The sequence below is a fragment of the Stenotrophomonas lactitubi genome (genome assembly GCF_002803515.1).
In the GTDB taxonomy this organism is placed as follows: domain Bacteria; phylum Pseudomonadota; class Gammaproteobacteria; order Xanthomonadales; family Xanthomonadaceae; genus Stenotrophomonas; species Stenotrophomonas lactitubi.
Genome location: NZ_PHQX01000001.1, coordinates 643,108 through 657,119, shown reverse-complemented (window position 1 = coordinate 657,119; position 14,012 = coordinate 643,108). Strand labels below are relative to the sequence as shown.

Annotated in this window: 10 protein-coding genes and 1 tRNA gene; 5 read left to right on the top strand and 6 right to left on the bottom strand. The window is 66.6% G+C overall.

Annotation, left to right across the window (positions count from 1 at the left end; translation table 11 throughout):
- Nucleotides 1-155 precede the first annotated feature (155 nt).
- From CR156_RS03070 to CR156_RS03055, 4 genes are all read right to left on the bottom strand, one after another.
- Nucleotides 156-413, bottom strand: a complete 258-nt coding sequence (locus CR156_RS03070) for a hypothetical protein (protein ID WP_100551867.1) — start codon at nucleotides 411-413, stop codon at nucleotides 156-158.
- Nucleotides 414-857: 444 nt separating this feature from the next.
- Nucleotides 858-933: transfer RNA gene (locus CR156_RS03065), tRNA-Thr, on the bottom strand.
- Nucleotides 934-1,017: 84 nt separating this feature from the next.
- Nucleotides 1,018-2,022 carry a 2-hydroxyacid dehydrogenase gene (locus tag CR156_RS03060; RefSeq protein ID WP_100554067.1) on the bottom strand — a complete coding sequence of 335 codons (1,005 nt, stop codon included), beginning with the start codon at nucleotides 2,020-2,022 and terminating at the stop codon, nucleotides 1,018-1,020.
- Nucleotides 2,023-2,119: 97 nt separating this feature from the next.
- The gene (locus tag CR156_RS03055) at nucleotides 2,120-4,996 is read right to left on the bottom strand and encodes an autotransporter domain-containing protein (RefSeq protein WP_100551866.1); all 2,877 of its coding nucleotides are present in this window, start codon (nucleotides 4,994-4,996) and stop codon (nucleotides 2,120-2,122) included.
- Between the two features lie 288 nt (nucleotides 4,997-5,284).
- Between CR156_RS03055 and CR156_RS03050 the strand changes: the two genes are divergently transcribed.
- From CR156_RS03050 to CR156_RS03030, 5 genes are read left to right on the top strand one after another with little or no spacing between them, the layout of a single operon-like run.
- Nucleotides 5,285-5,764, top strand: a complete 480-nt coding sequence (locus tag CR156_RS03050; RefSeq protein ID WP_100465698.1) for an RNA polymerase sigma factor — start codon at nucleotides 5,285-5,287, stop codon at nucleotides 5,762-5,764.
- Nucleotides 5,761-6,729: a FecR family protein gene (locus CR156_RS03045; RefSeq protein WP_100551865.1), complete on the top strand. Its 969-nt coding sequence runs from the start codon at nucleotides 5,761-5,763 to the stop codon at nucleotides 6,727-6,729. The genes CR156_RS03050 and CR156_RS03045 overlap by 4 nt, the downstream gene beginning before the upstream one ends.
- Before the next feature lie 11 nt (nucleotides 6,730-6,740).
- On the top strand, nucleotides 6,741-9,539 hold the full coding sequence (locus CR156_RS03040) for a TonB-dependent receptor (protein ID WP_243381686.1): 2,799 nt from the start codon (nucleotides 6,741-6,743) through the stop codon (nucleotides 9,537-9,539).
- Between the two features lie 45 nt (nucleotides 9,540-9,584).
- Nucleotides 9,585-10,553, top strand: a complete 969-nt coding sequence (locus CR156_RS03035; RefSeq protein ID WP_100551864.1) for a hypothetical protein — start codon at nucleotides 9,585-9,587, stop codon at nucleotides 10,551-10,553.
- Entirely contained in the window at nucleotides 10,550-11,254 is a 705-nt protein-coding gene (locus CR156_RS03030; RefSeq protein ID WP_100551863.1) for a hypothetical protein, read from the top strand. Before CR156_RS03035 ends, CR156_RS03030 begins: the two co-directional genes overlap by 4 nt.
- Nucleotides 11,255-11,334: 80 nt before the next feature.
- On the opposite strand, the gene CR156_RS03025 is transcribed toward CR156_RS03030, so the two are convergent.
- Both CR156_RS03025 and CR156_RS03020 read right to left on the bottom strand, forming a co-directional pair.
- Nucleotides 11,335-12,000 (bottom strand): lysoplasmalogenase, encoded by a 666-nt coding sequence (locus CR156_RS03025; protein ID WP_100551862.1) that lies wholly within the window; start codon nucleotides 11,998-12,000, stop codon nucleotides 11,335-11,337.
- Nucleotides 11,997-13,880, bottom strand: a complete 1,884-nt coding sequence (locus CR156_RS03020) for a M61 family metallopeptidase (protein ID WP_100551861.1) — start codon at nucleotides 13,878-13,880, stop codon at nucleotides 11,997-11,999. The genes CR156_RS03025 and CR156_RS03020 overlap by 4 nt, the downstream gene beginning before the upstream one ends.
- Nucleotides 13,881-14,012: the final 132 nt, after the last annotated feature.

The following is a 14,012-nucleotide window of genomic DNA, read 5'->3' as shown; positions in this document are numbered from 1 at the left end:
AGGGGGAGCTGGAGGTCCAGGGGGCGAGGTCTGACGGGGAGGCGTGCCGGCCAAACAAAAAGCCCCGACCGAGACCGGGGCATTTGCTGAAACTGGTGCCGGAAACAGGAATCGAACCTACGACCAGCCGCCTACGGCTCCAAATAAACCATTGCCTAGTCGCTGGACGCATCAGTCTGATCAGCGATAGCGCCAACGAAATCGATGATCTCTTCGATCTCGACGCCTCGTTGATTAGGCTCATCGTCAGATCCCAAACCGGTCTCCGAAAACTCCTGCGCTAATGCACCGATCAGCGACTCGCGGTCCTGTTTGACAAGGTGCTTGATGCCTTCTTCAGGCAAGTGAAAGCTGTGCTTCGCTGCGATTTCAGCCAGCAGAGAATGCAGACGGGACGAGATAGACCGCTTCATTTCACTTCACCTTCGGGTCTCTCAACCCATCGCTGCTTCTTGGAATGGCAGTTATGACCTTCCCCTCACCATTCAGGACTACCTTCGCATCTTTCCGCTGTAAGCAGTCCTGCCACCGACCTGCTCGGCGACCTTTGCAGGGTCTTTTACGCTCCTTGAAAGAGCCTCGAAGCAAGGTTCGGCATTCATGACAACAAGGAGGTCTTCGGAATCCAACTCCAGGGCTGAAGCCAAAAGGGCCATTCTGAGTTGGACAAGACGCTTGACTATAAGCACCAGCGAAGCCGAGGGCGATGCCTCGCGAGGGATTGAACAGCTACCGGAAGCTCATGACTGCCAGCCATGGGCTGGCACTACTGAACCAGCCGGCCAGCGGCCGGCACTACCAATGGCCGTGCCGCCCAAACAAAAAACCCCGACCAAGGCCGGGGCTTTTGCTGAAACTGGTGCCGGAAATAGGAATCGAACCTACGACCTACGCATTACGAATGCGCCGCTCTACCAACTGAGCTATTCCGGCGAAGCTGGCAATTTTACGGTCGGCCTACCCCTGCGGTCAATCCGGTCGTGACGATTGCCGCCAAACGCCCGCCCACCCAGCCCCTCAGCCCGCCATCACCCGGTTGCCGCAGTCCCGCCCCGCCGCGAAATCGGCCAGGTTGCCCAGCGTGATCGCCGAGATCTCCTGCAGCGCCTCCACGGTGAAGAAGCCCTGGTGGCCGGTCACCAGCACGTTGGGGAAGGTCATCAACCGCTGGAAGGCCTCATCGTCGATGATCTCGCCGGACAGGTCCTGGAAGAACAAGGCGCTTTCCTGCTCGTAGACGTCGATGGCCAGGTGGCCCAGCCGGCGCGACTTCAGCGCGCGGATCACCGCATGGGTATCGACCAGGCCGCCACGCGAGGTGTTGACCAGCATCGCGCCGGGCTTCATCCGCGCCAGCGAGGCATCGTCGATCAGGTGCTGGGTATCGGGTGTCAGCGGGCAATGCAGCGAGACGATGTCCGAGCGCGACAGCAGCTCGTCCAGTTCAACCATCGCGCCGATCTCTGCGAAGGCGGGCGATGGATACGGATCGTGCCCCAGCACGGTGCAACCCATGCCGCGAAAGATGCGCGCGGTGGCCAGCCCGATTTTGCCGGTACCGATGATGCCCACGGTTTTGCCATGCAGGGTGCGGCCGAGCAGGCCATCAAGCATGAAGTTGCCCTCACGCACGCGGTTGTAGGCGCGATGGGTCTGCCGGTTGAGGGTCATCACCAGCGCCAGTGCATGCTCGGCGACGGCTTCGGGCGAGTAGGCCGGCACGCGGGCGACGAACAGGCCCAGATGCGCGGCCTCGGCCAGGTCCACATTGTTGAAACCGGCGCAGCGCAGCAGCACTGCGCGTACGCCCAGCGCATGCAGGGCCTGCAGCACCGGCGCATCAAGCCTGTCATTGACGAACACGCAGACGGCGGCGCAGTCCTGTGCCAGTGCGGCGGTGTGCACGTCCAGCGCGGCATCGAAGTACACGAACTGGAACGGCTGCCCTGCCCCTTCGCGCAGATTGGCTTCCTCCAGAAAGCGGCGATCGTAGGGACGGGCACTGAAAACGGCGATCTGCATGGCAAGGTCTGCGCGGAAATCCGCCACGACCATAGCGCACCCGCACATCGATGGGGATGGCACCGGCGGCGTGACTGCCGCCGGTGCCGGTACTGCCTTAGAACGTGTAGCCCAGGCCCAGCATCACGCCGTTCTGCAGCTGGCCGTCGCGGCGCTCGCCCACGTAGTCGACCATCACCGACAGGCGATCGCTGGCGCGGCTGGTCACGCCCAGATTCCAGGCCAGCACCTGCTCGCCCACGGTCTGGCTGCTGGCACCGAACACCAGGTCCGGCGCAGCGGCGAAGCCGGTGCTGTAACGGGCCTGGGTGTCGCCCAGTTCCTTCTGCCAGACCACGCGCGCGCGCGGGGTGATGCGCTCGCCGTTGTTGCCTTCGAAGGTCTTGAACAACTGCAGGCCCGCGCCGACGCGGATGCTTTCCAGGCTGTCACCACGCCCGACCAGCGCGCCGGCACCCTGCCCTTCATTGAAACGGGTGGCCGAGGTGCGCGCGTAGTCGACCACCGGCAGCAGCGGCTGGATCACCACACCCTTGGCGGTGGTGAACGAGAAGCCGTGCTCCAGGCGGGCCGAGATCGCATCGTTGTTGTACTTGGCACGCAGCGGGCCCTGCAGGCCATCGATGCCCTCGATACTGCGGCGGGTGTCGTGGCGCAGGTCGGTGTAGCGCACCGAGGCCGAGAGGTAGCCACGCGAGTAGGTGGCATCCAGGTAGCCGCCCACATCCAGCGCGCGCACATCACCGGTGAAGCCGGAACCATCGCGGCCCTTGGTCGACATGTCCGCAGCGGCAACGCTGACGCCCAGGGTCACCCGGTCATCGGCCAGCTGCGTATCGGCACCGAGCACGATGCCGCCGACGGTATGGCTCAGGCCAGCCACGCCGCCCTCACCGTCGATGCGGCCATGGCTGCCGAAGCCGCGGCCCCAGAGGCCGTGGTTGCGTGGTGCTTCGCCGCCGAAGTTGGTGTTGCCACCGCCCGCCCCCGCCGGCTCCACCAGGTGCATCGCCAACTGGTTGAACAGGCTGCCATTGGCCATGCCGGGCTGCGCCGAAGCCGCCTGCGCGGCCTGTGCCGCCAGGCCGCCGGCGTCACCGCTGCCGCTGCGTCGTGCGGCCTGGTGCTGCTGCACCACGCTGCCGATGCTGCCAACCAGCGCGTTGTCGGCCAGGCGCAGGCTGGCGTGGCCATCACCGCGCAGTGCACCGGCCTGCTGTGCGATCACATCGCGATCGGCAAACTGCAATGCACCCAGCAGCGGCTTCAGGCCGGCATCCTGGCGCTGGCCGGCGGTTGCCAGCGCACGGCCGAGACCGTTGTTGCCGGTGAGCTGCGCAAGCTGGTCGAAGCCGGGGTTCGCCGTCAGCGACAGGCCCTCGGCGGTCTGGTTGATGTTGAAACTCAGCAACGAGTTGTGACGCGGCCGGAATACTTCGCCGCCGGTGATGCTGGCGGTATAGCCGGTGTCGCCCAGGCGCACCGCATCGGTGAAGCCCTGGAAGATCGGGCCGCTCACCAGCTCGCGCTGGTAGTTGCCGGCGTAGAAACCCTGCGCCACGTTCAGTTCAAGGTGCGCGCCCGGCGAGATGACCAACGCGCCCTCGTTGGCGCCGCTGTCGTAGAAGTCGCCCACGCGCAGGCGGCCACTGTTGGCGCCGCCCGCCTCGGTGACGTCGAACAGCACCTTGCCGCCCGGCATGATGTTGACGTAACCGTGGGTGACCAGGTCACCACCACGCGGCATCAGGGTGCCGAACACGCGCAGGCGGTTGAAGCCGTCCTCGCGGTACGACGGACCGGTGCCGGCGAACAGCGCATCCGAGTCGTTGGCGACCGAGGCGATGTCACCGTGGCCGACCACCATGCCGGCCGCCAGCACGCGCAGCTCCGGGGTCCGCAGGGCGCCGCCTTCCAGGGCGATGGTGCCGTTCTCCACCAGCATGAAATCGGCGCCGGTGGTCTCGGCGGTACGCCAGGTGCCGCCCTTGGCCACGCGGATCACACCGGCCGAATTGCCCAGCGTGGAGGCATCCAGCTCCGACAGGCGCAGGCTCGCCAGCAGGTCGGCCTGGAAGCCCGGATCGCTGAGGAAGTCCTGCACCGAGAAGCGACCGATGCCGTTGGGACCACGTGCAGCCTCGTTGTAGATGGAAACGGCCTGGTTGATGTACGTGGTGGCGAAGTCGGTATCGTTCCAGCGCGAGAAGTCGTCGTCGACGAACGCCTGCAGCTGGCGTGCGGTGCGCAGGTAGCCCGGATTGATGTCGCCGCTGACATTGCCGGTGACCGTCAGGGTGTCGCCCGGGTCGCGGTAACCGGCGGCGGTGATGATGTTGTTGCTGTAGATGTCCTGGCCCGGGAAGGTCTCCAGCTTGCGGCCACTGCCATCGGGATCGAAGCTGATCGACGCGCCGGTGGTCCGGGCCGGATCGCGGAACACCAGCAGACCGTTGGGCTGCACCACCTCGTACATGGCCTTGTGCAGCAGGCCGGCATCCATGCCGCCGCCGTAGTTGCCGGTGTAGATCTCGGTCATCCGCGGCGAAGGCGTATAGATCACCTTGCCACCGCTGCTGGCGGCGTGGATCTGCACCGAGTCGACCAGCGGCAGGTCGCCGGCCAGGTAACGCTCGACGCCACCGGACTGCATGATCGAGCAGGACGAGATGCAGTGGCCGGACACGATGGTGTTCAGGCCGTTGGTACGGATCACTGCCTGCAGCCACTCACCCGCGATCAGCGCGCCACCATTGGAGGTGCGCAGCACGACTTCGCGGATCGGACGGCCTTCGGCCTGTGCCTTGGCCAGCAACGCCGGCAGTGCGACCACGTCGGCGACGGTGACACCGCCACTGAGCACGACGCGATCGCCCTGTACGTGATAATTCATTGCCATGACGTCATCCATCTGGCCCAGGGTCGCGATACCCACCAGGCCCGCCAGGGCGATGCTCAACTTCGAATGCTTCATTGCGTTCTCTCTCTCCGCCCGCACCACGCGGGTCGAAAGCAGAACGCAGCAGCGGGGCAGACGCCCCCAGTCGGCGACGAGAAAAAAGATGAATGCATTCACAATGGAAATACAGAAGAAATGCGGGCTTCCCCATCCGGTCACCGTCGCGTAAAACTCGATGACGCGTCCGTCATTGTCGTCCGAGGTCCTCCCCTGTCCGTGCCCTCCCCTTTGCTCCGTGCTGCGCCGGAACTGCCTGGGATTCCGGACGTCTTCATTGCATTCGTACGTGAGGAACGCGCGCCGCTGTGCGCTTTCCTGCGCGCCCGCGGTGTCGGTCCCGAGGATGCCGAGGACATCGCCCAGGACTGCATGGAGCGCCTGATCCGCTACCGCGCACACGACACCGAGGAACTGCGGCTGCTGCTGTACCGCATCGCCCGCAACCGCCTGGCAGACCGCGGGCGCTCGCCGCAATCGCGCAACCACCTGTCGCTGACCGAACGCGACGGCAACGAAGAAGCCGCCAGTGCTTCTCCTGATCCGCTGCGTCAGGCAGAATCCGGGCAGATGCTCGCCCTGCTGCGCCAGGCACTGTTCAAGCTTCCCGAACGTGCCCGCGAGGTGTACCTGCTCAACCGCATCACCGGGATGAGCTATACACAGATCGCCCGGCATTGCGGCATCACCGCCAAGACCGTGGAAAAACACATTGCCCGTGCATTGCAGGGCCTGCGCAAGGAGCTGGGCCCCGATCCTCTCCACAATGATGGAGACACCGAATGATCCGCAACGACAACAGGGATGACACGTTGCTTTTTGAACACGCAAGCGCCTGGGTAGCCCGGCTGGAAGCCCCCGACTGCAGCCCCGAAGAGCGTCAATCCTTCGAGGACTGGCTGGCCGAGGATCCCGCGCACGTCAGCGCATGGGTGCAGGCCGAGAAGCTGCACCAGCGCAGTGCCGGCCTGGCCGGCGACCCGTGGCTGCGCACCGCCGCCGCGCGCGCGGCACGCAGGCCGCAGCGTCGTTGGCTGCCAAGTGTGGCCGCCGCTGCCGGCGTATGCCTGGCCGTTGGCCTGGGCTGGATGCTGTACACCGATGGCAATCCCACACCCCTGACCTATGCCAACGCGAGCCTGCTGCCGCAGCAGCGCACGCTGGCCGATGGCAGCATCGCCATGCTCGACGCCGGCACTACGCTCACCGCACGCTTCGGCTGGCGCAAACGCGAACTGGCGCTGGAACAGGGCCGCATCCAGCTGCAGGTCGAACCGTCATCGCGCTCGCTGCGGGTGCAGGCCGGTGGCAGTTCGATCCGCGATATCGGCACTACCTTCCAGGTTGAGCGCCTGGCTGACGGCCGGGTCGAGGTCGCGCTGCTGGAAGGCGTAGTGGAAGTCACCAGTGGCAGCGCGCAGCACACCCTCTCGCCGGGCCAGCAGCTGCAGGTCCTGGCCTCCGGGAAGATCCAACCGGGCCCGCAGCTGTCCTCAACTGCCGCCGCCGAGGCCTGGCCGCAGGGCAAGCTGGTGTTCGACGGCACGCCCCTGGCCACCGTGGTCGAACGCATGAACCGCTATGGCAGCACGCCACTGGTGGTCGCCGACCCGGATATCGCCGACCTCGCGGTCAGCGGCACCTTCCGTGCAGGCGACGCGCACGAACTGCTTTCCGCCCTGGAACTGGGGTGGTCCATTGCTGGCCAGCCGCGCTCGGATGGCGCGCTGGAACTGCGCCGCACCTACTGAGGCGGCGGCCGATGCCGGCGCCGGGTGTGCTTCGTTGGGACATGCTGCGCTGGGGCCTGCTGCAGGCCCTGCTGTGCGTTGTGCTGGTGCCCGGTGTGGCGGCCACGACAGGCGCTGCCGAGGCAGTCACCCAGGTCGATTACCGGATCGCTCCCGGCGCCCTGTCGCCGGCACTGCAGCAATGGGCGCGCCAGAGCGGCATCGCCCTGGTGTTCGACGCACGTGAATTGGCAGACCTGCGCACCAGCGGCGTCGCCGGCTCGCTGGCGCCGGCCGCCGCACTGAAGCGACTCGTCGCTGGCATGCCGGTGAACATCCTGCAGACACCCAGCGGCGGATTCGTAGTGCGCCGGCATGCTGCGCCACCCGATGTGGTCGCGCAGCCGGTACGGCGGCCACCGCCGCCAGCGCCACCGAAGCCGGTGCAGGTGGAAATGGCTCCGATCCATGTCACCGGCAGCCGGTTGCCGCGCACCTCCGTGCAGACCACGCTGCCGGTAACGGTGATCGACCGCGAAGACATCCTGCGCAGCGGCTACGGCACGCTGTTCGACCTGTTGCGCCACCTGCCCGGCATGAACGGCCACCCGCCGCTGAGCACCTCGCGCAGTGGTGATTCGCTGTACCTGCCGGTCGGCGCAGCAGCCACCACCAGCCTGGACGGCATGGGCCCGCGCGCGACCCTGTTCCTGGTCAATGGCCGGCGCCTGCCGCGCTATCCGATGGTCTCACTGGAAGAAGGCGGGCTGACCGATCTGGGTGGCATTCCGCTCAGCTTCGTCGAGCGCATCGAACTGGTGCGCGGCGGTGCTTCGGCCATCTACGGCGCCGATGCAATGTCCGGCGTGGTCAACATCATCCTGCGCGACCAGGCCGAGGGGCCGGAGGCCACCCTGCAATCGGGGGTCAGCAGCCGTGGTGATGGCGATCAGTACCGTGTGCAGGCAGCCACCGGTGGCGTGCGCGAAGGTGGCGACCGCTGGTTTGCCGGCATCGACCTGCATCGCCTCCAGCATGTAGCCGGTGACCAGCGCGACTGGCATGCAGAAACCTCGCTGTACCCGATCGGGCTGATCATACCCAACGGTGTTTACCTCCCTGCCACGCAGTGCCATCCGCCGTTGCAGCGCGAAGACGACGGCTGCTGGCTCGACAGCGCACGTCCGCGTTCGCTGCAACCGGCATCGGAGACGCTGTCCGGCTACCTGCGCTATCGCCACGAACGCGGTGACGGACGCTACGCCTATGTGGAAGCACGCGCCAGTCACAACCGCCAGCGTTTTGAACTGGGCCCGACCGCCGTCGCACTCGAATTCAACCGTGGCGCGATCCTCAATGTGGTCCTGCAGGAAGGCGGCGAAGTGCGCCCGCGCGTGCATGCCACCGAGGGCGACATCAGTTTTGGCATGGGCCGTGAGCGCGCGGGCCGCAGCTGGGATGCCGGCCTCAGCGCGCAGCGCAGCCAGGTGGACCTGCGCACCGAAGGTACCGTGCGCAGCGAACGCCTGCTGGAGGCCGCGCGAACGCTGGATTTCCTGCCCGGCTTTTCCACTCTGCCACCGGGGCTGGCAGAGGAGCTGTTTCCGGCCATCCACAACCGCGGACACACCGAACAGTGGCAGGGCTGGTGGGGCATGCAGCGAACCCTGATGACACTGCCCGGCGGTGCCGCACAACTGGCCACCGGTATCGACCTGCGCCGCGAGCGCTGGACATCGCTTCCTGATCCGCTGCTGGGCAAGGGCGAGCTGGCGCTGAGCCTGCCGCTGGAGCAACGCCGTCTGTCGCGGCAGAGCAACGCCGCCTACGCCGAACTGGGCCTGCCGTTGGCGCCGACGCTGCGCCTGGACGTGGCCGCGCGGCTGGACCGCGATGGCGGTGACACCGCGTTCTCGCCGCGTGCCGGCCTGCGCTGGAGCCCGAGCCCGCACTGGTCGTTCCTGCTGGCCAGTGGCCGCGGCTACCGCGCGCCCAGCATCTTCGAGCGGCGGCGACCGCCGGGCTACTTCGGCCTGTATCCCCTGCCCGCATCGGCTTCCCTGCCGCCGTGCGCGCGCCCGCTGCGCGGTGGCGGCTGCGCGGTGGAAGTAGAGGTGGTCGAGAACGATGCGCTGAAAGCCGAGACCTCGCGCAGCCACTCGCTGGCTGCCAGCTGGACTCCGAATGATGCGTTCTCGCTGTCGCTGACCCACAACATCGTCGAACTGCGCAACGAGATCCTCGCCCTGCAACCCAGCGACGCACTGTGGAATCCCGGTACCTGGGAGCTGGATGAGCAGGGCCGCCTGCGGGATCTTCGACTGTCATTCGACAACATCGGCCGCACCACCTCGCGCAACTGGGTACTGCGTGGCGAGTACCGGGTGGATGCCGGCCGCAACGGGCAATGGCTGTTCTCGCTGGATGCATTGAAACAGCAGGAACTGCGACGTGATCGCAGCCATGGCGAATCGGTGGACCTGCGCGGGCATGCCACACCGGCGAACGCAGGCATCCTCAACGTGCAGTGGCAGAACCCATCCTGGGACATCGCCCTGCGTGGCAACCGCGTCGGCCGCACCCGCGCATGGCTGGCCGGTGAAGCCTGCACGCAGGAGCAGCATGACCAGCGCCGCTGCATGAACCCTGCGCAGCTGCGCTGGAACCTGCATCTGGCGCGCCGGCTGAGCCCGCGCGTGATTGCCGCTCTGGACGTGCACAACCTGCTCGATACGCGGCCGGTGAACTACCTTGTCGGCAGCGGCGGGCAGATGCCCGGGCTGGACGATCCCCTGGGGCGCTACTTCCTGCTGACCCTGCAATTCCGCTGAGCGTAGTACCCTACGCCGCCTGTTCCACGGCGTCGAAGGCGAGTCATGAAAGCCTACCTCTGGTTCCTGGGCGCGCTCATGTTGTTCTTCGCGCTGCCCTTCCCCTGCCTGATCTACTTCGGCACCGGTTGGCCGCTGGACGTGGGCGACCGCAGCGCGCCAGGGCTGGCACTGGGCCTGCTGGCGGCGTCGCTGGCACTGTGGCTGGTGCTGCTGTACGCCTTCCTGCATTACCTGCTGCTGGCGCCACCGCGCGCATTGCAACGCGTGCGCAGCATCCTCGCCGACGGCGAGCCACGCAGCGCGCGCATCGAGCAGGCCGAACAGACCGGTGTGCAGGTGCGTGGCTTCGCGCAGTGGCGGCTGCAACTGGCCTTCGACAATCTGTCCGGCACGCCGATCACCGAAACGCTGGTCGTGGTCGACAGCAAGCCACAGCTGCAGCGTTTTGCCGTGGGCAAGCAGTTGGGCGTGCTGCTCAGCCGCACGCCAGGGCCTTCGCCCAACGTAATGCTGGAAGGAGCGCAACCGGAACTGGACAGCGCCAGCCTGTGGCGCCGCGCGATCGGCGGCCTGATCGGCATCGTCGGGGTCGCTGCTGCGTACGTCATGGCCTACCGGCTGCAAAGCGATGGCATGGGCTGGACGTTCCTGGGTTTCGGTCATCCACTGCTGATCTGCCCGCTGGTGCTGTGCAGCTACCTGATCGCCCTGCGCCTGCTGGCGCGACTGCTTGCCGGCACACTGCAGATCGACGCGCGCGCTGAAGCCCTCAAGTACCGCGGCGTCGCTGCCGAAGCGCGGGTGCTCGACGTGCGCCAGACCGGCACCTACGTCAACGAACAACCGCAGGTGGAATTCCAGCTGGAATATCTCGACCGCGAGGGCAACGTACAGCAGGCCAGCGTGCGCCGCTTCGTTGCGCTGCTCGACCTGGCCAACATTCCACGCGGGCAGGTCGACATCCTGTACGACCCGGATGATCGCCGCAGCGTGCGCATGGAGCGCGCGTGAAGCGGCCCGTGTCCACACCGCTGGTGTTCGCTGGCGTGGTGCTGGCCCTGGCCGGTGTCGCCACGGCGGGCGGGGCACTGCAGACCGTCAACGCGACCCTGCGTGGCGCCGCATCGATCGCGCCTGCGGATGCAACGCAGCAACATCCTTGGGAACAACCGTTGCGCACCACGGCCATCGCCACGCCACGGGCGGCACCCGAACCGATGCAGGTACCCGGGCGCACGCGGCCGAACCTGCTGCTCGACGCCGAGCGCCTGCAGGCTGCACGGCAGGCGCTGGAAGCGATGCCCGGACTGGCCGGCGAACGCCTGGTCGTCTTCCACAGCATCCACTTCCATGACGACGGCCGCATCGACATCGACCTGGTCGATCCACAGCAGCCGGGCCACGTGGATGGTTACCACTACCAACGCGGGCAGTGGCGCAAGGGCGATGCGGTGAACCCGCAACAGTTCGCGCCGACCATCAGCCTGCGCCGCAGCAGCACCGCACTGGCCAACATCGATTTCGATGCCGTGCCACGGGTGACGCAGGCCCTGCAGCAACAGCGCAATGCACTGATGCGTACGCCGGCCCAGGTCGGCCATGTGTATGTGGTCATCCGCAAGGGCGGCAAGCTGGTGTGGCTGCCGGATGAAGTAGCCGGCGACCGCCAGACCGTGCGCCTGCGCTACGACACCAAGGGCAACCTGCAGTAGAAAAAGGGGACGGGGGGGATTAGGTCGCAAGTGGCGCGACGATGGCCAAAGCGACTTAATCCCCTCCGTCCCCTTTTCTGCTATCTCACCGAGCGGGCGATGGCGTACTGCGCGGCGTAATAGGTGGACAGCACCAGGAGGCTGGCCAGCGGCAGGCCACCGCCGAAGCGATCCCACGCCAGCAATGAATCGCTGGCCACGAACAGCAATGCGCCACCGGCGGCCCAACGCGCGCTGCCCGCTTCCAACGCATCGGCGTGCGGCCGCTTCCAGTAACGGGCCAATGCCAGCACCGCCATGGCGGCAAGCACCACGACGTAGGCCAACACCGGAATGCGCATCGGCAGCGGCAGATGTGGCCACAGGCCGGCCACGTTGATCGAAGCGAATGCGGCAAGCAGCACGAAGGCAGCGAGCAATCCGCGGCCCGCACGCAGGCCGGCGCGGAATGCGGCGATGTAGCAGAGATGCGCAAGCAGGAAGGCAACCAGCCCCGGCACGAACGCGTCGACCGGCAGCATCAGCGCGATATCGCCCACGCAGGACAGCAGCATGCCGGCCAGCACCGCGCGCCGGTAGAACGCATCCACCACCGGCCGCGCCTGCCAGGCGATGGCGGCGATCAGCAACGTGGTCGCTGGCTTGGCCAACCAGTGCAGCCAGCGCCCATCGTCGTCCAGGTAGGCGCCGACGATGGCCAGCACGGCCACCACCAGGATCACCCCATCACGCGTGCGCAGCTTCATCGTGCCTTCCACAGCTCTGCAAGGCGGTCCGGGCGGCCGGTGATGCGTTCCAGCACCGGATACTGCAGGCCACCGTGATAGTCGATCTTCATCGTATCGATGCGGTCGAACTGTTTGACCAGCAGCGTGATCGGCGCCTTGTCAGTGGCCGCTGCAGCCACCGCATCCTTCAAGCGCTGGCTGCTGTATTCGCGACCGCCAACGGCGATCACCTTCATGCCCGGCGCCAGGCCGGCATTGAACGCCGGGCTGTCCCAGACCACATCGCCGACAACGCCGCTGTCGAGCACCGTCGCGCCCAGCGAGTAGGCCAGCAGCGCTGCCTTCGCGCGCTTTTCCTGTGCCTTGTAGGCCTCGTTCGGCGCATCGCGGTAGACCAGCTTCCAGCCCGCCAGTTCCAGGCCGCCGGTCAGCGATCCGTGCCCGTCCAGGCGCTGCCGAAGGAAGCCCGCCCAGTCGTACGGCGCGATGCCGTTCAAGGTCGCCACCACGTCATCGAAGGTGTACGGATTGACGTCCCAATCGCCGTTGCCGACGCCGAAGAACGCACGCGCGAAGTCATCCAGGCTGCGGCGGTTGCCGGTCAGCCCACGCAGCTTGCCCTCCACCTCCAGCCACAGCATCTGCCCACCGGAGTAGTAGTCTTCGCTCATCTGGTAATTGCGGTACGGCAACGTGCGGCGCTGGGCGATGGTCGGGTCGTTGGTGGTGTCCTGCAGCGGGCGCCACGCAAGTCCCGGGCGGCCGCGGTCATAGGTTGCCGCCACGTTCGCCAGCATGTCGCGCGCCTGCTCAGTGGTCCAAAGGCCCGAACGCGCGGCCAGCACCTGGCCCCAGAACTGGGTCTGGCCTTCATACACCCACAACAGGCTGTCGCCCATCGGCGTATTGAAATTGGCCGTGGCCAGGTCGGCACCGCGACGGTACTTGCCGTTCCACGAGTGGGTGTACTCATGCGGCAGCAGGTCGCGCATCCAGGCATTGCTGTCCCACTCGGTGAAGTAGCCCGGGTCGGCACTGTTCTCGCTGGAGCGATGGTGCTCCAGCCCGATGCCGCCGAGACGATCGGTCAGCGCAAGCAGGAATTCGTAGTGATCGTAGTGACGCGCGCCGTACAGCTTGTCGGCCTGCTGCACCAGCGCACGATGCACCTTCAACTGCGCATCGGTTGGCTTCAGCGATTTGGCATCGTCGGCGAACACGTTCAGATGCACCGGCGCCTTCGCGCCCGGGTCGAGGTCGATGCGCTGGTGATGCTCACCGGCAAACAACGGCGAGTCGACCAGGTGGTCGTACGAAATCGGCTTGAACACCACGGTGTCGCCATCGCGGCGTGCGGTTTCCAGCGCGGTGGCATAGGCCCAGCCCTTGGGCAGGGTCACGCTCGCCTGCGCCTGCAGATTGCGCGCGTCCACGCCGGCCGGATACAGCGAGTTGGCGTTCCACTGCAGGTTGAGCATTTCCGGGGTCATCACCACCCGGCCCTGGCTTCCACCCTGCGAAGACAGGAAATCGAAGTGGGCGACGATCTCACTCACACCCGCCGGCACGTCCACTTTGAACGCGTACACGTTGAACTGGTCGCGCTGCCAGGCCAACGGCTTGCCGTTGGCGGTCACCCGCAGCCCCGCCAGCTTGTCGATGGGGCCGGTGGGCGAATGGTTGCCGGGAATCCACTGCGGGTACAGCAGGGTCAGCGGGCCGGGCTTGGCCGGCACGGTGGCGGTCACCTTGAAGATGCGCCGGGCCAGGTCGCGCGCGTCGACATCGATGCGCAGCAGGCCGGGGGCGGCGGCATCACCCGGTGGCGGGGTCTGCGCCAGCGCGGGCGTGGCCGCCAGCGCGATCAGCACGGACATCACCAGGGCACGGGTTTTCATCGGCAACTTCCAGCAGCGAAGGATTTCCCGATGCTAGGCCTGTGCGATGCCGAGCCCCATGGCCGAAGGTCATGGTTGCCAGTGCATCGACCTGATGCAGCAAAGCCTCATCGCAGCGACATCGAGGGCGGA

Excerpts from the sequence above, each read along its gene's own strand:
- CR156_RS03060 (WP_100554067.1), bottom strand. The coding sequence starts at position 2,022 with ATGCAGATCGCCGTTTTCAGTGCCCGTCCCTACGATCGCCGCTTTCTG.
- CR156_RS03035 (WP_100551864.1), top strand. The coding sequence starts at position 9,585 with ATGAAAGCCTACCTCTGGTTCCTGGGCGCGCTCATGTTGTTCTTCGCG.
- CR156_RS03020 (WP_100551861.1), bottom strand. The coding sequence starts at position 13,880 with ATGAAAACCCGTGCCCTGGTGATGTCCGTGCTGATCGCGCTGGCGGCC.
- CR156_RS03040 (WP_243381686.1), top strand. The coding sequence starts at position 6,741 with ATGCCGGCGCCGGGTGTGCTTCGTTGGGACATGCTGCGCTGGGGCCTG.
- CR156_RS03025 (WP_100551862.1), bottom strand. The coding sequence starts at position 12,000 with ATGAAGCTGCGCACGCGTGATGGGGTGATCCTGGTGGTGGCCGTGCTG.
- CR156_RS03045 (WP_100551865.1), top strand. The coding sequence starts at position 5,761 with ATGATCCGCAACGACAACAGGGATGACACGTTGCTTTTTGAACACGCA.
- CR156_RS03055 (WP_100551866.1), bottom strand. The coding sequence starts at position 4,996 with ATGAAGCATTCGAAGTTGAGCATCGCCCTGGCGGGCCTGGTGGGTATC.
- CR156_RS03070 (WP_100551867.1), bottom strand. The coding sequence starts at position 413 with ATGAAGCGGTCTATCTCGTCCCGTCTGCATTCTCTGCTGGCTGAAATC.